Here is a 20,016-nt window from a genome sequence, read left to right on the forward strand (position 1 = left end):
CGACTTATTCAGCCGCAGGCTCGGCCGGCTTGCGGCGCTTGAGCGGGGCCATGCCATCGCTGCTCACCAGCGAATCCGGCTTCGGCCGATTGGCGCTCTTGCGCTTGGTCGGGGTCTTGGCGGCGGTTTTCTTCTTGTCGCCCTTGGCGTCGGTCTTTTTCTTCTTCACGCCGACAGCTTTGCCCGAGGCCTTGACCTTTTTCGGCCCGCCGTAGGTGCCTTTGACTTCCTTGATGGTGCGGCGCTCGAAGCTCTGCTTCAGGTAGCGCTCGATGCTCGACATCAGGTTCCAGTCGCCATGGCAGATCAGCGAGATCGCCAGACCGTCGTTGCCGGCACGGCCGGTACGACCGATGCGGTGCACGTATTCGTCGCCGCTGCGTGGCATGTCGAAGTTGATCACCAGATCCAGGCCATCCACGTCCAGACCACGGGCCGCGACGTCGGTGGCAACCAGAATCTTCACGCCACCTTGCTTCAGGCGATCGATCGCCAGTTTACGATCCTTCTGGTCTTTCTCGCCGTGCAGCACGAACGCCTTGTATTCCTGAGCCACGAGGCGGCCGTAGATGCGGTCGGCCATGGCGCGGGTGTTGGTGAAGACGATGGCCTTCTGATAGGTCTCGTTGGCCAGCAGCCAGTTCACAATCTGCTCTTTGTGCTGGTTGTGGTCGGCGGTGATGATCTGCTGACGGGTGGTCGAGTTCAGCTGGCTGACCGCGTTGAGCTGCAGGTGCTCAGGGTTGTTCAGCACCTTGGCGATCATCTCGCGCAGGCCGGAACCGCCGGTGGTGGCGGAGAACAGCATGGTCTGCTGTCGGTTCGGGCATTCGTCGACCAGACGCTGCACATCTTCGGCAAAACCCATGTCGAGCATGCGGTCGGCTTCGTCGAGCACCAGCACTTCGACTTCTTTCAAATCCAGGTTGCCGGCGTTAAGTTGCTCGATCATCCGGCCCGGGGTACCGATCAGGATGTCCGGCACCTTGCGCAGCATCGCCGCTTGCACCTTGAAGTCTTCACCGCCAGTGATCAGGCCGGACTTGATGAAGGTGAACTGCGAGAAGCGTTCAACTTCTTTCAGAGTCTGCTGGGCCAGCTCGCGGGTCGGCAGCAGGATCAGGGTCTTGATGCTGACGCGAATCTTCGCCGGGCCGATCAGGCGGTTGAGGATCGGCAGGACAAAAGCGGCGGTCTTGCCACTACCGGTTTGCGCCGTCACCCGCAGGTCACGCCCCTGGAGCGCCAGCGGAATGGCCGCTGCTTGCACAGGCGTTGGCTCGACAAATTTCAGTTCGGCCACGGCTTTGAGCAGGCGTTCGTGCAGGGCGAATTGGGAAAACACGGGTGCTACCTCGAAGATATGCAAAAAAACAGCTGCATAGGTTACCGGTTTCGAGCGCTCAGGCCGAGTTTCTTTATACAAACGGGCGTAATCAGTGGCTTTTTTGTTGCTCGATTTGTCTCCAACGGTAATACACAGCGTCTTAAATGCTCTAATCGCCCATCGCGCCTTACAGAAGAATCGTTGCTCACATGGATTTCAAACAGCTCTGGCTCAACGCCCAAGACCTCTGGGGTGCCCTCGAACAGCACCCGTTCCTGCAATCCGGCCTGGCGCTGATGTTGCTATTGGTGATCGCGCTGATCCTCGGACGAGTGGCACGCTATCTGATCCTGCACGCCAGCCGCATGCTCGGGCGCCAGCCGGCGCTGCACTGGATCAACGACTTTCGCCACAACAAGGTGTTTCAGCGTCTGGCGCAGATGACGCCATCGCTGGTGATCCAGTTCGGTCTGCACCTGGTGCCGGAACTGAGCAAAACCGCGATGACCTTCCTCGGCAACGTGGCGCTGTCCTTCACCATCCTGTTCCTGCTGCTGTCGGTCAGTGCCCTGCTCAATGCGTTGCTGGACATCTACGCGCGCACCGAACACGCGCGCACCCGCTCGATCAAGGGCTACGTGCAACTGGCGAAAATGGTCTTGTACGTGTTTGGCGCGATCATCATCGTCGCCACCCTGATCGACCGTTCGCCGTTGTTGCTGCTGTCCGGTTTGGGTGCGATGTCGGCGGTGATTCTGTTGGTCTACAAGGACACCCTGCTGTCGTTCGTCGCCAGCGTACAGCTGACCAGCAACGACATGCTGCGGGTCGGCGACTGGATCGAAATGCCGCAAGTCGGCGCCGATGGCGACGTGGTCGACATCACCTTGCACACGGTCAAGGTGCAGAACTTCGACAAGACCATCGTCTCGATCCCGACCTGGCGCCTGATGTCCGAATCGTTCCGCAACTGGCGCGGCATGCAACAGTCCGGTGGACGACGGATCAAGCGCAGCCTGTTCATCGACGCCAGCGGCGTGCGCTTCATCCGCGACGATGAAGAAGAAAAGCTCTCTCAGGTGCACCTGCTGACCGCCTACATGGGCCGCAAGAAAGCCGAACTCAAAGCGTGGAACGAGGCGCAGGGTAATGTAGCGGCGATGGCGGCCAACCGTCGGCGCATGACCAACATCGGTACCTTCCGCGCTTATGCGCTGGCGTATCTGAAAAGCCATCCCGAGATCCAGCCGAACATGACCTGCATGGTGCGCCAGATGCAGACCACGGCGCAGGGCATTCCGCTGGAAATCTACTGCTTCACGACTACCACGGTGTGGGCCGATTACGAGCGGATTCAGGGGGATATTTTCGATTATCTGCTGGCGGTGCTGCCAGAGTTTGGCTTGAGTCTGTATCAGCAGCCGAGCGGCGGGGATTTGCGTTCGGGGTTGTTGCCGGCGGTGCTGGGTTCGGCGCACATTGCGGAACCACAAAAACACCTCATGTAACCCACAATTACCGTGTAGGAGCTGCCGCAGGCTGCGATCTTTTGATTTTAAAGATTAAAAGATCGCAGCCTTCGGCAGCTCCTACACCGGGTCATGCGGTGCGGCGGATACCCAACCGGCTGATCCATACGGCCGCCAGAATGACACTCCCGCCAAGCAAAAGCCTTCCCAGTTCCTCATGCTGATTCCAGATCAGCAGATTCAGCAGCAGCCCCACCGGCACATGCAGGTTGTTCATCACCGCCAGCGTGCCACCGTTGACCATGCACGCGCCCTTGTTCCACCAGTACATGCCCAGCGCGGTGGAGACCAGGCCGAGGAACACCAGCACGCCCCATTGCAGCGGCGCTTCGGGCAGGAAGTTGGCTTTACCGAACAGCAGAAACGCCGGCAACACCACCGCCAGAGCCCCGAGGTAGAAGAAGCCGAAACGCCGGTAATGCGGCAGGTCGCTCGGGTGTTTCGCCACCAGATGCTTGTACAGCACCTGGCCGGCGGCGTAGGTGAAGTTGGCCAGTTGCAGCAACAGGAAACCCATGAAGAAATCCGGGTTGATCCGATCAAAACGAATCACTGCCGCACCGCCCACCGCTACCAATGCAGCGACCAGCGCCCATGGATTGAAGCGGCGGTTCAACGCATCTTCGATCAACGTCACATGCAACGGTGTGAGGATGGTGAACAGCAGCACCTCCGGCACCGTCAGCACGCGGAAGCTCAGGTACAGGCAGACATAGGTGATGCCGAACTGCAACGCGCCGATCAGCAGCATGCCGCGCATGAACGCCGGTTCCACCGAACGCCAGCGGGTCAACGGAATGAACACCAGCCCGGCCAGCACCACGCGCACCAGCACCGCGAAGTAGCTGTCGACATGCCCGGCGAGGTACTCGCCGATCAGACTGAAGGAAAACGCCTGGATCAGCGTGACAAAAAGTAGATAGCCCATGGTCGCCTCTGTTTCGAATGGCGGCGACGATAGCCGGTTTTACATTCCGCAACCAACACAAAATCCCCTGTAGGAGCTGCCGCAGGCTGCGATCTTTTGATTGTAAAAAACAACATCAAAAGATCGCAGCCTGCGGCAGCTCCTACAGGGAGAGCAGTGAATCAGAGAAATCCCAGACAAAAAAAAGCCCGATCTCGCTAAAGCGTTCAATCGGGCTACAGCACTCAGGAGCAACAAGTGCAAAGGGAGGTTCGATGCGCGTAGAGCCTTGAAGGAGTTGCGCCAGGTCACTTAAACAAGCGGCGATTATCTGGCGATTAACCCATCAAGCGACTTGGGACAGTTTGGCGTTGGCCTGATTCAAGCCCTTCTCCTGGAAGTCGCCGCCCAGATTCATGCCTTCGGCGTGAATGAAGGTCACGTCGTGGATGCCGATGAAGCCCATGACTTGGCGCAGGTACGGTTCCTGATGGTCGGCCGGGCCGCCGGCGTAGATCCCGCCGCGAGCGGTAAGTACGTAGGCACGTTTGCCGCTGAGCAGGCCTTGCGGGCCGGTTTCGGTGTACTTGAAGGTCACACCGGCACGCAGCACGTGGTCGAGCCAGGCTTTCAGAGTGCTCGGGATCGCGAAGTTGTACATCGGCGCTGCCATCACCAATACGTCGGCGGCCAGCAACTCCTCGGTCAATTCGTTGGAGCGGTCCAGCGACGATTGTTCGTCGGCGTTGCGCTGCTCGGCAGACTTCATCCAGCCGCCCAGCAGATTGGCGTCCAGGTGGGGTACCGGGTTCACGGCGAGGTCACGCACGGTGATCTGATCGTTGGGGTGCGCGGACTTCCACTGGCTGATGAAGGTCTGGGTCAGTTGACGGGAAACCGAGTCTTGCTGGCGGGCGCTGCTTTCGATGATCAGAACGCGGGACATGGTGTGTAGTCTCCATCCGAGAATGTTGTAGGTCGATGGAGTGAAGGTTAAACAGGGTTGTATCGATGAAAAAGCGCAAATAATTGCTGCAAAGCATCGAATAATTCGTTTAGATGCAGTTTGTACCCTGTGGGAGCGAGCTTGCTCGCGAAGGCGGCGGGTCAGCCTGAGAAGGTGTCGACTGACACTACGCCTTCGCGAGCAGGCTCGCTCCCACAGGGCTCGGTGTTATTTCGGGCTGCAGCTCAAATCGATGCGCAGCCTGATGATCTCGCGAGAGAACTTGGCCGTGGCGTTCGTATGCTTGCGGGCCGGGACTTCGATGTTGCGCGTACGTGGCGCTTCCGGGCCATTGTTGAAAACGGCTTTGCAGACGGCATCGACATCACCGAAGTTGACCACTTTTATGGAGCCGATGTCCTTGTCGGTGTCATAGGTTTCGTAGTCGATCTTCAAGCCATTGAGATTTTTCTGCACATCGATCGGGTAAGCAAACGCTGGCAGCGGCAGCAGCGCCAGCAACACACAACAGAATTTTTTCATTCGCCAGTCTCCATGAGGGATGGCCAGCTTAGGACAAGAGGAGCTATTGATGAAAGCGCCCCGCGTGACCCTTGATCAATGGCGAACATTGCAGGCCGTGGTCGATCACGGCGGCTTCGCCCAAGCCGCCGAGGCACTGCACCGTTCGCAATCGTCGGTGAGTTACACCGTCGCCCGCATGCAGGACCAGCTCGGCGTGCCCTTGCTGCGCATTGACGGGCGTAAGGCGGTACTCACCGAAGCCGGTGGCGTATTGTTGCGCCGCTCGCGGCAACTGGTGAAACAGGCCAGCCAACTGGAAGACCTCGCCCACCACATGGAGCAAGGTTGGGAGGCCGAGGTGCGGCTGGTGGTCGATGCGGCCTACCCGAGCGCACGCATCGTCCGGGCGCTGACCGCGTTCATGCCGCAAAGTCGTGGCTGCCGCGTGCGCCTGCGCGAGGAGGTGTTGTCGGGGGTCGAAGAAGTGCTGCTGGAAGGCGTGGCCGATCTGGCGATCACCGGTCTGAGCATTCCCGGCTATCTCGGTGCGGAATTGAGCGATGTCGAGTTTGTTGCCGTCGCCCACCCGGACCACGCCTTGCATCGGCTCAATCGCGAACTGAGCTTCCAGGATCTGGAAACCCAGATGCAAGTGGTGATTCGCGACTCCGGGCGCCAGCAGCCACGCGACGTCGGCTGGCTGGGTGCCGAACAGCGCTGGACGGTCGGCAGCCTTGCCACTGCCGCAACGTTCGTCAGCAGCGGCCTGGGTTTCGCCTGGTTGCCCCGACACATGATCGAACGTGAATTGAAGGAAGGCACGCTCAAGCTGCTACCGTTGGTTCAGGGCGGCAGCCGCAACCCGAGTTTCTATCTCTACTCGAACAAGGACAAACCGCTGGGCCCGGCGACACAAATCCTCATCGAACTGCTGCGCACCTTCGACACCTTGCCGCTGGACGCACCGTTCGCCGCCCCCGAACAAGCCTGACACGGAGTTCACCGATGGCGTATTTCGAGCACGAAGGTTGCAACCTGCACTACGAGGCATATGGCCACGGTACGCCGTTGCTGCTGGTTCACGGGCTCGGCTCGAGCACCCTGGACTGGGAAATGCAGATTCCGGCGCTGTCGGCGCATTACCGGGTGATCGTCCCGGATATACGCGGTCACGGTCGCTCGGACAAACCCCGCGAGCGCTACAGCATCGCCGGTTTCAGCGCTGACCTGCTGGCGTTGATCGAGCACCTGAACCTCGGTCCGGTGCATTACGTCGGGCTGTCGATGGGCGGGATGATCGGTTTCCAGTTCGGTGTCGATCACCCTCACCTGCTCAAAAGCCTGACCATCGTCAACAGCGCCCCCGAAGTTAAACTCCGCAGCCGCGACGATTACTGGCAGTGGTTCAAACGCTGGAGCCTGATGCGTGTGCTGAGCCTGGCAACCATCGGCAAGTCGCTGGGCGGCAAACTTTTTCCAAAACCGGAACAGGCTGATTTGCGGCAGAAAATGGCCGAGCGCTGGGCAAAAAACGACAAACGTGCTTATCTCGCCAGCTTCGATGCGATTGTTGGCTGGGGCGTTCAGGAACGACTTTCCCGGGTGACCTGTCCAACCCTCATCGTCACTGCCGACCGTGACTACACACCGGTGGCGCTGAAAGAAACCTATGTAAAACTGCTGCCCGATGCGCGGCTGGTGGTCATCGCCGATTCGCGCCACGCCACCCCGCTCGATCAACCCGAACGTTTCAATCAAACGCTGCTGGAGTTTCTCGCCGCAGCCGACATTCAATCTCAGGATCACTGACCCATGCTGAAAAAACTCGCCCTCGCCGCCGGCACTGTGCTGTTCGCTGCCAACCTGATGGCTGCCACGCCGGCAAAAGCGCCGCACGTGCTGCTGGACACCACCAACGGCCAGATCGAAATCGAACTGGACCCGGTCAAGGCGCCGATCAGTACCAAAAACTTTCTGGATTACGTCAACAGCGGCTTTTACACCAACACCATTTTCCACCGCGTGATCCCGGGCTTCATGGCCCAGGGCGGCGGTTTCACGCCACAGATGCAGCAGAAAGAAACCAAGGCGCCGATCAAGAACGAAGCCAGCAACGGTCTGCATAACGTTCGCGGCACGCTGTCGATGGCACGCACCTCCAACCCTGATTCGGCCACCAGCCAGTTCTTCATCAACGTGGCCGACAACGCCTTCCTCGATCCGGGCCGTGACGCCGGTTACGCGGTATTCGCCAAAGTGGTCAAAGGCATGGACGTGGTCGACATCATCGTCAACTCGCAAACCACCACCAAACAGGGCATGCAGAACGTGCCTTCCGACCCTGTGATCATCAAGTCGGCCAAAGTCATCGACTAAGCTGTACAGGGCGTTTCGAGCGGCGCAGGCCTGACGCCACGCCGCTCACACCGATAAAAGGAGAGCCCGGCCTCCGGGCGGTTATCTGATGCTCTATCGCCGTTTCGAACAACTGATCGACATATTCCGCGATGCTCCGACGGCGGCTCCGCCCAATCGCGTGCTGCCCTTCTATACCTATTACCTGAAACAGGTCTGGCCGAGCTTTGCCGCTCTGTTGGTGGTCGGTCTGTTTGCTGCGTTGATCGAAGTGGCGCTGTTCAGTTACCTGAGCCGCATCATCGACTTGGCCCAAGGCACGCCCAACCCGAATTTCTTCAGCGACCACGCCCTCGAACTGACGTGGATGGTGGTGGTGGCGCTGGTACTGCGGCCGATCTTTTTCGGCCTGCACGACCTGCTGGTGCACCAGACCCTGAGCCCGGGGATGACCAGCATGATCCGCTGGCAGAATCACAGCTATGTGCTCAAACAGAGCCTGAATTTCTTCCAGAACGACTTCGCCGGGCGCATCGCCCAACGCATCATGCAGACCGGCAACTCGCTCCGTGACTCCGCCGTGCAAGCGGTCGACGCGCTGTGGCATGTGGTGATCTACGCGATCAGTTCGCTGGTGCTGTTCGCCGAAGCCGACTGGCGCCTGATGATCCCGTTGCTGACCTGGATCGCCGCCTACATCGGCGCCCTGTATTACTTCGTGCCACGGGTCAAGGACCGCTCGGTGGAGGCCTCCGATGCGCGCTCGAAACTGATGGGGCGGATCGTCGACGGCTACACCAACATCGCCACGCTGAAGCTGTTTGCCCACACCAATTTCGAACAGCATTACGCCAGGGAAGCCATCGAGGAACAGACGGTCAAGGCGCAGATGGCCGGCCGCGTGGTGACCAGCATGGACGTGGCAATCACCGCCATGAACGGTCTGCTGATCGTCGGCACCACCGCGCTGGCGCTGTGGCTGTGGACGCAGTCGTTGATCACGGTCGGCGCTATCGCGCTGGCTACGGGTCTGGTGATTCGCATCGTCAACATGTCCGGCTGGATCATGTGGGTGGTCACCGGCATCTTCGAAAACATCGGCATGGTGCAGGACGGTCTGCAGACCATCTCACAACCGGTCAGCGTGACTGATCGCGAACAGGCCAAACCACTGGCGGTGGCCCGTGGCGAAGTGCGTTTCGAGCATGTGGATTTTCACTACGGAAAGAAGAAAGGCATCATCGGCGACCTCAACCTGACCATCAAACCCGGCGAGAAAATCGGTTTGATCGGGCCGTCCGGCGCCGGCAAATCGACGTTGGTCAACCTGCTGCTGCGCCTGTACGACGTCGAGGGTGGACGGATCCTGATCGATGGGCAGAACATCGCCGAAGTCGGCCAGGAAAGCCTGCGCGCACGGATCGGCATGATCACGCAGGACACCTCCCTGCTGCACCGCTCGATCCGCGACAACTTGCTGTACGGCAAGCCTGACGCCACCGACGCCGAACTCTGGGATGCGGTGCACAAGGCTCGCGCCGACGAGTTCATTCCGTTGCTGTCGGACGCCGAGGGCCGCACCGGTTTCGATGCGCACGTCGGCGAGCGCGGGGTGAAGCTGTCCGGCGGCCAGCGCCAGCGCATCGCGATTGCCCGGGTGCTGCTCAAGGACGCGCCGATCCTGATCATGGACGAAGCAACCTCGGCACTGGATTCGGAAGTCGAAGCAGCAATCCAGGAAAGCCTCGAAACCCTGATGCAAGGCAAAACCGTGATCGCCATCGCTCACCGCCTCTCGACCATCGCTCGCATGGATCGGCTGGTGGTGCTGGAAAACGGCAAGATCGCCGAGAGCGGCACCCACGCCGAATTGCTCGCCCATCGCGGGTTGTATGCGCGGTTGTGGGCGCACCAGACCGGAGGATTTGTCGGCATCGATTGATCACAAAAAATCTGACTTTGTGAACTTTTTTGGCGAGGGAGCTTGCTCCCGCTCGACTGCGCAGCAGGCGCAAAGCCCGCCAACTGTGCGAGTCTGACACTACCGGTGCAGATAGTTTTGGGACAGCTTCGCTGTCCAGCGGGAGCAAGCTCCCTCGCCACGCAATGTTTGTCCGCCAAAAAACCGCCCCAGCCCGCCAACCATGGGCTCTGGCGGTTTTTTCATGTCTGCTGGCAATCCATCCAAAGCCTGCTGTACTCAGCCAAGGTTCCAGCACGGAACCTGTCGTAAATCTGCAAGGAAGCACAACTCGATACAGTCTCGATAGCACGCCTATCAAGGACTCTCTCATGTCTCTGTTCAAACGTTCAGTTACTGAGTTGTTGGGTACGTTCTGGCTGGTTCTGGGTGGATGCGGCAGTGCAGTGCTCGCTGCGTCTTCGCCCTTGGGCATTGGAGTGCTGGGGGTGGCCCTGGCGTTTGGTCTGACGGTGCTGACCATGGCGTTCGCCATTGGCCACATCAGCGGATGTCATCTCAACCCGGCCGTCTCGGTCGGTCTGTTCGTTGGCGGCCGGTTTCCGGCCAAAGAGTTGCCCGCCTATATCATCGCGCAGGTGCTCGGCGCGATTCTCGCCGCGGCGCTGATTGCGCACATTGCCAGCGGCAAGGAGGGTTTCGATATTGCCGCAGGTCTGGCCTCCAACGGGTATGGCGAACACTCACCGGGCAAATACTCGATGGCCGCAGGCTTTGTCACCGAGTTGGTGATGACCGCCATGTTCGTGATCATCATCCTCGGCGCTACCGACAAACGCGCTCCGGCGGGCCTTGCACCGATCGCCATCGGCCTGGGTCTGACGTTGATTCACCTGATCTCGATCCCGGTCACCAACACCTCGGTCAACCCGGCGCGCAGCACCGGGCCGGCGCTGATGGTCGGCGGCTGGGCGATCGCACAGTTGTGGATGTTCTGGGTCGCGCCGCTGCTGGGCGCGGTGGTGGGCGGCGGAATCTATCGCTGGCTGGGTAAAGAAGAAACCTGAAGGATGCCTGAGCTCCCTTTGTAGGAGCTGCCGAAGGCTGCGATCTTTTGACTTTTAAAGAGCAAAAGATCGCAGCCTCCGGCAGCTCCTACAGGGATCTAGGTTTGACGGTAGGGCAAGGCAGTTTTTGCTTCTTCGGCATAGGCGAGGATGCCGGCACGTTCCTGTTTCAGAAAATCCTTCACCGCCGCTTTCAACCCGGGATGGCGCAAGTAGTGCCACGAATGCGTGATCACCGGTTCAAAGCCGCGAATCAGTTTATGTTCACCCTGGGCACCCGCATCAAAGCGCTGGTAGCCGTGGGCGATCGCGTAATCCATGCCCTGATAGAAACACGTCTCGAAATGCAGCCGGTCAAACTCGGCCAGACATCCCCAATAGCGTCCATAGAAGCTGTCGCCCCCGACCAGACTGAAGGCCATCGCCACCGGCCGTGAACCCTGTCTGGCGAAGACCACCCGAATCGCCTGCGGCATCCGCGCAGCCAACAGACTGAAGAACTCGCGCGTCAGGTACGGCGCCTGTCGGCGCACGGCATAGGTGTTGGCATAGCAGGCGTAGACAAAATCCCATTGCGCCTCGTCCAGCTCACGCCCTTCCAGCCATTCGAACTCGAAGCCCTGCCCCGCCACTTGCTCGCGTTCCTTGCGCATCTGCTTGCGCTTGCGCGAGCTGAGCACGTCGAGAAAGTCCTGAAAGTCCCGGTAACCGCGATTCTGCCAGTGGTACTGACAGCCGATGCGTTGCAACCAGCCCGGTTGCTCGGCCATGGCGGCATCGGTGAACGGGTCGGTGAAATTGATGTGGGCGCTGGAAAGTTCTTCGATTTCCAGATAACCCGGCAGGCTTTTGAGCAGTTCGAAGCCGTCCTCGACATTCGCCGCCAGCAGGCGCGGGCCACTGACTGGACTGAACGGCACCGCGGTCAGCAGCTTGGGGTAGTAATCGATCCCGGCGCGAGCGCAGGCATCAGCCCAACCGTGATCAAAGACGTACTCACCGTAGGAATGCCATTTGCGATAACCGGGCAGCGCGGCGATCAACCGATCGCCTTCAACATGCAGCAGATGCTCGGGTTGCCAGCCGGTGTGCGGGCCGACGCTGCCACTGTCTTCCAGTGCGCCGAGGAACGCATGGCGCAGAAACGGCTGGTTCTCGGGCACCAGCGCATCCCAGGTCGCGGGGGCGATTTCTGACAGGTTTTGCAGACGTTGCAACGGCATCAACTGGCTCTCCACATCTTGGCGTCAAAGCCCCGCGAGTATCGCTGATCAGCTTCCATTGCACACGCTCATTCGGGCGACAGTGCTCTGGCTCGATAGTTCACGAGGACTTTGCATCGTCATCGACATGACATCACTTAGCCACTGCTCTGTCATAAACCATCGCGATACTCGCTCCTGTTTTTAGAGCGCCGGGTTCTACCCGGACACTGTTTTCCGACGTGCGCGTCGGTGTGCCCAGGATGGTTCAGCCATCCCTCTCATCTTCGGAGATTGCTATGCGTCTTGCTTCCACGAAAACTGCGGCGGCCCTGTGCGGTGGCCTGTTGCTGGCCATGAGCGTTCCGGCCAGTGCTGCAGTCGACGCCAAACTGCTCGACATGCTCAAGGCTAACGGTTCCATTTCCCAGGCGCAGTACATTGAACTGCAAACTGAACTGGCCAAGGATCAGAAGGCTCAGCAAATCGCGCAGCAGGCGCAGCAAGAGACCAACGAGCAAATCGCGGCAACCGCGAAGAAAACCAATGAGCTGAGCTCCTTCGACCAAAAGCTTGCCTGGGCCGCCAAGACCCAGTTCAAGGGTGATGTGCGTATCCGTCAGGAGACCGTCAAGATCGACGGTGAATCCAACAACGGTGGTCGCGACAAGGATCGCCAGCGTATCCGTGCCCGCCTCGGCGCCTACACCGAGATCAACCCGCAAGTCGACACCGGTATCCGTATTGCCACCGGCGGCGGTGACGATGCCCGTTCGACCAACCAGGACATGGACAACTACTTCGACAAGAAGCAGATCTGGCTCGACCTGGGTTACATCGACTACCACCCCGACGCCATCAAGAACCTGCACGTGATCGGCGGCAAGATGCTGCAACCCTGGGTCAGCATGGGCGATGTGATCTGGGACAGCGACATCAACCCGGAAGGTCTGGCCGTGACCTACAAATACCCGCTGGGCAGCAGCGCCGAACTGTTCGGCAGCCTGGGTAACTACACTCTCAAGGACAACGTCGACGGCGAAGGCGTGCAATTTCGCCACGATCTGCGCCTGACCGCTGGCCAGTTGGGCAGCCGCTTCGCGATCACCGACAACCTGAAACTGACCCTGGGCGGCAGCGTCTACGCCTACCAGAACGACGAGGACAGCCGTTGCACCGGGACGTCCACACCGTGCGCACTGTCGGTCAACGGCAACTCGGCCAACAACGAATTCCGTCTGTACGAGGGCTTCAGCCAGATCGATATCGGTGGTTTGCCAATGCCGCTGTCGTTCTACGGCCAGTACGTGAAGAACAACGATGCGGTGACCGATGCCGACACTGCGTGGCTGGTCGGCGCCAAGTCGAAAGTCTTCGGCCTGAACCTGGACTACAACTATCGTGACGTACAGCGTGACGCCGTGGTCGGCGCATTCACCGACTCCGACTTCGCCAACGGCACCACCGGTTCCCGTGGCCACAAGTTCAAGGTCGGTTACGACATCGACAAGAACTTCGCCATCGGCGCCACCTACTTCCTGACCAAGGCCGACTTCTCCAGCCGTACCCAGCGTGACGCAGACACCAACACCCTGCAGCTGGATGCGGAAGCGAAGTTCTAAAAAGCGTCACCTGTAGCCTGACGCGGGCGGGACGATCCCCATCATCCGTTCGTTTCATCCGCGTCGGGCTATTTCTGCAAGATGCAAGAACACTGTAGGAGCTGCCGGAGGCTGCGATCTTTTGATCTTGTTTTTGAGGATCAAAAGATCGCAGCCTCCGGCAGCTCCTACAGGGGGCTCTATTTTTCTTTGCGGCGTTGCTCGGCCAGGCGTTCGGCCAAAGCGTCAATACCCGCCTCGGTTTTCTCCGGCATCGCCTTCAATGTGGCCTGCATCAAACGCATCTGGCGAATGAAACGCCGACAGTTGGGGCAGAACATCAGGTGATGGCGCACCAACAGTCTCTCGCGAAAGCTCAACTGGCCATCGAGATAATCGCTGGAGCGCGCTACTTGTTCCTTGCAGGTCAGCATTCGCCGGTCTCCTCAAAATGCTCCACCGTGGCGAAGACTTTCAGCCGCGCACGATGCAGCAGCACACGGACATTGGAGAGCGAGATCTCCAGAAGATTACAGATCTCCTCCAGCTCCAGGCCCTGACGCTCGCGCAGCAGCAAAACACTGCTTTGCAGTTCCGACAGGCTGAGCAAGGTGTGCTCCAGGCAGTCGCGCAATTCGCTTTCCGTCAGCAAGGCTTCCGGCGTGTCCTGATGCCAGGCGAACGGCGCCACCAGCCAATGACCGTCACCGGGAGAAAAGCGATCATCGTCGATGGTGCCGTGGGGTGACGGCAGGTCATCCATCAAGACTTCGCGACGATTTTGTTTGTAGCGGCTCTTGGCCGAGTTGGCAGTGATGGTCAGCAGCCAGGTCTTGAGACTGGAACGGCCCTCGAAGCTACCGATGTGGCGCACCACCGAAAGCCAGGCGTCCTGCACCACTTCCTCGACATGGCGCTGGCCGACAATCGCGTAAGCCACAGCACGCATGGCGCTCTGGTAGGTGCTGACCAGTTCCTTGAAAGCTTTTTGCTCACCGGCCAACAGGCGTTCGAGCAGTTGGGTGTCGTCCGTTGCGGCCATGCGCGCCTCGTTTTCAGATGGTCGAAAGCAAAAGATCGCAGCCTGCGGCAGCTCCTACAGAGATCAGTGTAGGAGCTGCCGCAGGCTGCGATCTTTTCAGGCGCACTCAGCGCTTGCGCAGAATCACGCTGCCGATCGAGTAACCGGCGCCGAACGAGCTCAGCACGGCCAGCGAACCGGCGGCCAGATCGTCCTGATATTTATGGAAGGCAATGACCGAGCCCGCCGAACTGGTGTTGGCGTAGGTGTCGAGAATCACCGGGGCTTCTTCTTCAGTGGCTTCACGGCCCAGCAGCTTGCGCACGATCAGGTGGTTCATGCTCAGGTTGGCCTGGTGCAGCCAGAAGCGCTTGACGTCGCCGACGTTGAGTTTGTTCTCTTCCAGATGCTCACCGATCAGCTCGGCAACCATCGGGCAGACATCCTTGAACACCTTGCGGCCTTCCTGCACGAACAGCTTGTCGCGGGCACCGATGCCCTCCTCCGCCGCACGGTTGAGGAAGCCGAAGTTGTTGCGAATGTTGTTGGAGAACTTGGTCAGCAGTTTGGTGCTGACCACATCGAACTGGTACTTGGAGGTCGCCAGGTCGGCGCGTTCGATGATGACTGCCGTCGCCGCGTCGCCGAAGATGAAGTGGCTGTCACGGTCGCGGAAGTTCAGGTGACCGGTGCAGACTTCAGGGTTGACCATCAGGATCGCCCGGGCCTGACCCAGTTGCACGCTGTTGGCCGCCGCCTGAATGCCGAAGGTCGCCGAGGAGCAGGCGACGTTCATGTCGAAACCGAAGCCCTGAATGCCCAGTGCTTCCTGGACTTCGATGGCGATGGCCGGGTAGGCGCGCTGAAGATTGGAGCAGGCGACGATCACGCCGTCGATGTCGGCGGCGGTCTTGCCGGCACGTTGCAGCGCCTGTTCAGCGGCGCCGATGGCCATCTGGCAGAGGACCGACCATTCGTCGTTGGAACGCTCCGGCAGACGCGGGGCCATGCGTTGCGGATCGAGAATGCCGTCCTTGTCCATGACAAAGCGGCTCTTGATGCCGGAGGCCTTTTCGATGAACGCGGCGCTGGATTCGGTCAGCGCCTGGACTTCACCACGGGCGATGGCATCGGCGTTGTCGGCGTTGAATTGCGCGACATAGGTATTGAAAGACTGCACCAGCTCTTCGTTGGAAATGCTGTTGGCCGGGGTGTACAGGCCGGTGCCGCTGATGACGACGTTATGCATGGTCGTTTCTCTAATCTGTTCAGGCAGAAAGCGCTGGCACCGACGTACCAACACACAAAGGGTCTGTTCCCGTCCGCAGGACGCTGACCTGGCATCGCTTTATTCCGCCACGTGACCCGACCGAAGGCTCTGGGTCACGAAACCGGCGTTTATGGTCGCGAAGTTTGCCATAAACCTTGGCTTTTGGCGCCTTTCTCATGCCAAACCCAATCACTGTAGGAGCTGCCGAAGGCTGCGATCTTTTGATTCTGTTCCTGTAAAAAGCAAAATCAAAAGATCGCAGCCTGCGGCAGCTCCTACAGGGGTGATGCAGGGTTGGGGATCAAGCCTCGACCTGACTCCATTGCTTGCTCAGCCGCTTGTCCGAGATCGGCACTTTCGTTCCCAACTGCTGGGCGAACAGCGACACCCGGTATTCCTCCAGCCACCAGCGGTACAACTCCAGCTGCGGATCGCGTTTGCCTTCCTGGGCATGTTTCGCCGCGCGGACCTGGTATTGCGCCCAGAGGCCGGCCAGTTCACCGCTCCAGACGCGATCCTTCTGTACTTGCGCACCGAGTTTCTCGAAACGCTGCTCGACCGCCTTCAGATAGCGCGGCAACTCCTTGAGCCATTGCATCGGTGTTTCCCGGACGAACCCCGGATACACCAGATGGCTGATTTGCTGCTTGATGTCATTCAGCGCCACCGCCTGAGCCAGATCGATCTTGCCCTTGAAGCGCTTTTGCAGGCCGTGCCACAGCTTGAGAATCTCCAGGGTCAGCCGCGCCACGCGCTCGGCGTGTTCGGTCCAGCTGCCGCGTTTGCGTTCGGCCAATGCCGCCAGCCCGGCACCGTCACGCGGCAACGGGTCTTCGCCCTCCAGAATGCAGCTGTCGAGACTGGCCAGCAGAATGTCTTCCACCAGCGCGTCCACTCGGCCCAACTCACGATACAGCAGGCCCAGCTCGGTGATGCCCGGGAGTTTGCTGCGCAGGAACTTCGCCGGTTCCGTCAGTTGCTGCATCAGCAGCCGCTGCAAGGCGCGGCGATGCTGGAATTCGGCTTCGGCCGGGGTCGAAAACCGCCCTTCCTTGACCGTGCCGCCTTCTTCCACCAGTGCCGGATAGACCGTCATCGACAGGCCGGCAATCTTCTGCTGAGTCTTTTCCGCCACCGGAGCGAAGACCTTGGCCTCCACCGGTTGCTGACTTTTCGCACTTTGCGGCACGGCCAAAGCCGCTTGACTGGCTTCGGCGAAGCGCGCGGTGAGCTCGGCCAGATCGCGTCCCTCACCAAGAAACTTGCCTTGGCCGTCGACGATTTCCAGGTTCATCCGCAGATGGCTTTCGACCTGCTGCGCCGCTTCCGCCCACGCCTCATCGCTGACTCGGGCGCCGGTCATGCGCAGCAGTTCGCGACCCAGCGATTGCGGCAACGAGCCCTCAGCGAAGGTCATGCGCTGCAACGCCGCTTTGATGAAATCCGGCACCGGCACGAAGTTTTTGCGCAGGGCTTTCGGCAGATTGCGCACCAGCGCAATGCACTTGGCCTCGATCAGCCCCGGCACCAGCCATTCCAGACGCTCCGGCGGCAGCATCGGCAGCAGCGGTGCCGGCACACGCAGGGTCACGCCGTCGCGCGGGTGATTGGGTTCGAAGTGGTAGCTGAGCGCCAGCTCCAGATCGCCGATGTGCAACGTGTCCGGGTAGTCGCGCGCGGTGACTTCGCTGGCCTCGCGGGCCAGCACGTCCTCTTCGCGCATGATCAACAGCTGCGGGTTCTTCTGGCTGTTGACCCGATACCAACTGTCGAAGGTCGCGGTCTGGTGAATCTCCGCCGGCAACCGCGCATCGTAGAACGCATACAGGGTTTCTTCGTCAGCGAGAATGTCGCGGCGCCGGGCCTTGGCTTCCAGTTCGTCGAGCTGCTCAAGCAATTGTTTGTTGGCGCTCAGGCACTTGGCTTTCGACTGAATCTCGCCGCGCACCAGACCCTCGCGGATAAACAGCTCACGCGACACCACCGGATCCACCGGGCCGTAATGCACCGGGCGGCGACCGACCACGATCAGCCCGAACAGGGTGATCTGCTCGTAGGCCACGACCTGGCCGCGCTTCTTCTCCCAGTGCGGTTCGAAGTGGTTTTTCTTGATCAGGTGCCCGGCCAGCGGCTCGATCCAGTCGGCGTCGATCTTGGCGACCATGCGCGCGTAAAGCTTGGTGGTTTCCACCAGTTCGGCGGTCATCAGCCACTGCGGGCGTTTCTTGCCGATGCCCGACGACGGATGAATCCAGAAGCGCCGCTGACGGGCGCCAAGGTAATCGCCGTCTTCGGTTTTCTGACCGATCTGGCTGAGCAAACCGACCAGCACCGCTTTGTGCAGTTTCGGGTAATCCGCCGGTTCCTTGTTGAGGCTCAGTTGCATGTCGCGACAGATCAGGCTCAACTGGCGATGGGAATCGCGCCACTCGCGCAGGCGCAGGTAATTGAGGAAATTCTTCCGGCACCAGTTACGCAGTGGGCTGGCGGTCAGCGCTTGGCGCTGTTCTTCAAAACCACGCCACAGATTGACCAGACCGGCGAAGTCCGAATCGCTGTCCTTCCACTGCGCGTGGGCCTGATCCGCCGCTTGCTGACGCTCCGGCGGACGCTCGCGCGGGTCTTGAATCGACATCGCACTGGCGACGATCAGCACTTCCTGCAAGCTGCCGAGCCTGGCCGCTTCGAGCAGCATGCGGCCCATGCGCGGGTCCACCGGCAGGCGCGCCAACTGGCGCCCGAGCGGGGTCAGCTGACTGTTGCGATCCACCGCCGAGAGTTCTTGCAGCAGGTTGAAACCGTCGCTGATCGCCTTGCCGTCCGGCGGCTCGATGAACGGAAACGCAGTGATCTCACCGAGGCGCAGGTGCAGCATCTGCAAGATCACGGCGGCAAGGTTGGTGCGCAGAATTTCCGGGTCAGTGAATTCCGGGCGACCGAGGAAATCTTCCTCGCTGTACAGCCGCACGCAAATCCCCGGTTCGACCCGGCCGCAACGACCTTTACGCTGATTGGCACTGGCCTGGGAAATCGCTTCGATCGGCAGGCGTTGGACCTTGGCGCGATAGCTGTAGCGACTGATGCGCGCGGTGCCGCTGTCGATCACGTACCGGATGCCCGGCACGGTCAACGAGGTCTCGGCGACGTTGGTCGCCAGCACCACGCGGCGTCCCGGATGCGACTGGAAAATCCGCTGCTGTTCAGCCGGCGACAGGCGCGCGTACAGCGGCAGGATTTCGGTGTGTTTGAGCTGAGCCTTGCGCAGCATGTCGGCGGCGTCGCGAATCTCGCGCTCGCCGGGCAGGAACACCAGCACATCGCCGGGACTGCGGCGTTCACTGCGCTCGTAGGCGGCGATCTCGTCGAGGGTGGCGAGGATCGCCTGATCGACGGTCAGGTCGTCTTCGACGCGGTTGCCCTCTTCGTCCTGCTCGAGCGTCAACGGGCGATACCAGGTTTCAACCGGGAAGGTGCGGCCGGACACTTCGACAATCGGCGCGTCATCGAAATGCTTGGAGAAGCGCTCCAGATCGATGGTCGCCGAAGTGATGATGACTTTCAGGTCCGGACGACGCGGCAGCAGGGTTTTCAGGTAACCGAGCAGGAAGTCGATGTTCAGGCTGCGTTCGTGAGCTTCGTCGACGATGATCGTGTCGTAGCGTTCCAGATAACGGTCATTCTGGGTTTCCGCCAGCAGGATGCCGTCGGTCATCAGTTTGATCAGGGTGTTGGCATCGCTCTGATCTTCGAAACGCACCTGATAACCGACCAGCGCGCCCAGTGGCGTACCGAGTTCTTCGGCGACCCGACTGGCCACACTGCGCGCCGCGATTCGGCGCGGCTGGGTGTGGCCGATCAAGCCATGCTGACCGCGACCGATTTCCAGGCAGATTTTCGGCAACTGCGTGGTTTTACCCGAACCGGTTTCGCCGGCGATGATCAGGACCTGATGCTTCTCCAGCGCAGCCTTGATCTCATCGCGCTTGGCGGCAATCGGCAGGCTGTCGTCGTAACGAATCACCGGCAGGCTGGCACGGCGCGCCAGCACTTGATCACAGGACGCCTGCAGGCGCGTCACCCACTGGGCCAGCTTGGCCTCGTCGGGTTTCTTGCGCAGCTCGAGCAACTGCCGCCGCAGCCGGTGACGGTCGGCGAGCATGGCGTGATCGAGGTTTTTCAGCAGTTTGTCGATGGAGGGCGATTCGTCGGTCATCGGGTACGCAATTCGGTCGTCTATATGTGCAGGGGGCGGATTGTCGCAGATTTGCTCTCGATTGACCTGCTTCCCCTGTAGGAGCTGCCGCAGGCTGCGATCTTTTGACCTTGTTTTTAAAAATCAAAGTCA

General features: G+C 60.2%; 16 protein-coding genes. 7 read left to right on the plus strand and 9 right to left on the minus strand.

Translation table 11 applies throughout. The annotated features are described in order from the left end of the window. Positions 1-4: 4 nt before the first annotated feature. Positions 5-1,345: a DEAD/DEAH box helicase gene (locus L6D63_RS25105; RefSeq protein WP_041070247.1), complete on the minus strand. Its 1,341-nt coding sequence runs from the start codon at positions 1,343-1,345 to the stop codon at positions 5-7. Between the two features lie 191 nt (positions 1,346-1,536). Here L6D63_RS25105 and L6D63_RS25110 point away from each other — a divergent pair, with 191 nt between their 5' ends. Then, a complete protein-coding gene (locus L6D63_RS25110) occupies positions 1,537-2,835 on the plus strand; it encodes a mechanosensitive ion channel family protein (protein ID WP_131669965.1) in 1,299 nt (432 codons plus the stop codon). Positions 2,836-2,926: 91 nt separating this feature from the next. Here L6D63_RS25110 and L6D63_RS25115 read toward each other — a convergent pair whose 3' ends face one another. The 3 genes from L6D63_RS25115 to L6D63_RS25125 all read right to left on the minus strand — a co-directional run bounded on the left by L6D63_RS25115 (position 2,927) and on the right by L6D63_RS25125 (position 5,252). Then, positions 2,927-3,784: a carboxylate/amino acid/amine transporter gene (locus L6D63_RS25115; RefSeq protein ID WP_095667226.1), complete on the minus strand. Its 858-nt coding sequence runs from the start codon at positions 3,782-3,784 to the stop codon at positions 2,927-2,929. A gap of 325 nt (positions 3,785-4,109) precedes the next feature. Beyond that, on the minus strand, positions 4,110-4,709 hold the full coding sequence (locus L6D63_RS25120; protein WP_047292378.1) for an FMN-dependent NADH-azoreductase: 600 nt from the start codon (positions 4,707-4,709) through the stop codon (positions 4,110-4,112). Positions 4,710-4,937: 228 nt separating this feature from the next. Further along, complete coding sequence (locus L6D63_RS25125; RefSeq protein ID WP_047292375.1) at positions 4,938-5,252, minus strand: hypothetical protein; 315 nt, start codon at positions 5,250-5,252, stop codon at positions 4,938-4,940. Positions 5,253-5,301: 49 nt separating this feature from the next. On the opposite strand from L6D63_RS25125, the gene L6D63_RS25130 reads away from it, so the two are divergent. The 5 genes from L6D63_RS25130 to aqpZ all read left to right on the plus strand — a co-directional run bounded on the left by L6D63_RS25130 (position 5,302) and on the right by aqpZ (position 10,577). Further along, positions 5,302-6,225: a PA3225 family LysR-type transcriptional regulator gene (locus tag L6D63_RS25130; RefSeq protein ID WP_041070257.1), complete on the plus strand. Its 924-nt coding sequence runs from the start codon at positions 5,302-5,304 to the stop codon at positions 6,223-6,225. 14 nt (positions 6,226-6,239) lie between these two features. Further along, on the plus strand, positions 6,240-7,043 hold the full coding sequence (locus tag L6D63_RS25135; protein WP_131669964.1) for an alpha/beta fold hydrolase: 804 nt from the start codon (positions 6,240-6,242) through the stop codon (positions 7,041-7,043). 3 nt (positions 7,044-7,046) lie between these two features. Beyond that, on the plus strand, positions 7,047-7,610 hold the full coding sequence (locus tag L6D63_RS25140; RefSeq protein ID WP_047292371.1) for a peptidylprolyl isomerase: 564 nt from the start codon (positions 7,047-7,049) through the stop codon (positions 7,608-7,610). Between the two features lie 88 nt (positions 7,611-7,698). Beyond that, the gene (locus L6D63_RS25145) at positions 7,699-9,531 is read left to right on the plus strand and encodes an ABC transporter ATP-binding protein (RefSeq protein ID WP_047292369.1); all 1,833 of its coding nucleotides are present in this window, start codon (positions 7,699-7,701) and stop codon (positions 9,529-9,531) included. Positions 9,532-9,881: 350 nt separating this feature from the next. Continuing rightward, a complete protein-coding gene (gene aqpZ, locus L6D63_RS25150; RefSeq protein ID WP_047292367.1) occupies positions 9,882-10,577 on the plus strand; it encodes an aquaporin Z in 696 nt (231 codons plus the stop codon). Positions 10,578-10,675: 98 nt separating this feature from the next. Here the strand turns inward: aqpZ and L6D63_RS25155 are convergent, their stop codons facing one another. Further along, entirely contained in the window at positions 10,676-11,800 is a 1,125-nt protein-coding gene (locus tag L6D63_RS25155; protein WP_131669963.1) for a GNAT family N-acetyltransferase, read from the minus strand. 278 nt (positions 11,801-12,078) lie between these two features. On the opposite strand from L6D63_RS25155, the gene L6D63_RS25160 reads away from it, so the two are divergent. After that, positions 12,079-13,401 (plus strand): putative porin, encoded by a 1,323-nt coding sequence (locus tag L6D63_RS25160; protein WP_007966005.1) that lies wholly within the window; start codon positions 12,079-12,081, stop codon positions 13,399-13,401. A gap of 179 nt (positions 13,402-13,580) precedes the next feature. Here L6D63_RS25160 and L6D63_RS25165 read toward each other — a convergent pair whose 3' ends face one another. The 4 genes from L6D63_RS25165 to hrpA all read right to left on the minus strand — a co-directional run bounded on the left by L6D63_RS25165 (position 13,581) and on the right by hrpA (position 19,884). Beyond that, entirely contained in the window at positions 13,581-13,814 is a 234-nt protein-coding gene (locus tag L6D63_RS25165) for an anti-sigma factor family protein (protein ID WP_047292363.1), read from the minus strand. After that, positions 13,808-14,422 carry an RNA polymerase sigma factor gene (locus L6D63_RS25170; RefSeq protein WP_003222662.1) on the minus strand — a complete coding sequence of 205 codons (615 nt, stop codon included), beginning with the start codon at positions 14,420-14,422 and terminating at the stop codon, positions 13,808-13,810. The genes L6D63_RS25165 and L6D63_RS25170 overlap by 7 nt, the downstream gene beginning before the upstream one ends. A gap of 106 nt (positions 14,423-14,528) precedes the next feature. Continuing rightward, a complete protein-coding gene (locus tag L6D63_RS25175; RefSeq protein ID WP_047292361.1) occupies positions 14,529-15,650 on the minus strand; it encodes a beta-ketoacyl-ACP synthase III in 1,122 nt (373 codons plus the stop codon). Between the two features lie 322 nt (positions 15,651-15,972). Continuing rightward, positions 15,973-19,884, minus strand: coding sequence for an ATP-dependent RNA helicase HrpA (gene hrpA, locus L6D63_RS25180; RefSeq protein ID WP_095667231.1), 3,912 nt, complete (start codon positions 19,882-19,884; stop codon positions 15,973-15,975). Between the last annotated feature and the right edge of the window lie 132 nt (positions 19,885-20,016).

This window comes from Pseudomonas parakoreensis (assembly GCF_021602155.1).
Lineage (GTDB): Bacteria > Pseudomonadota > Gammaproteobacteria > Pseudomonadales > Pseudomonadaceae > Aquipseudomonas > Aquipseudomonas parakoreensis.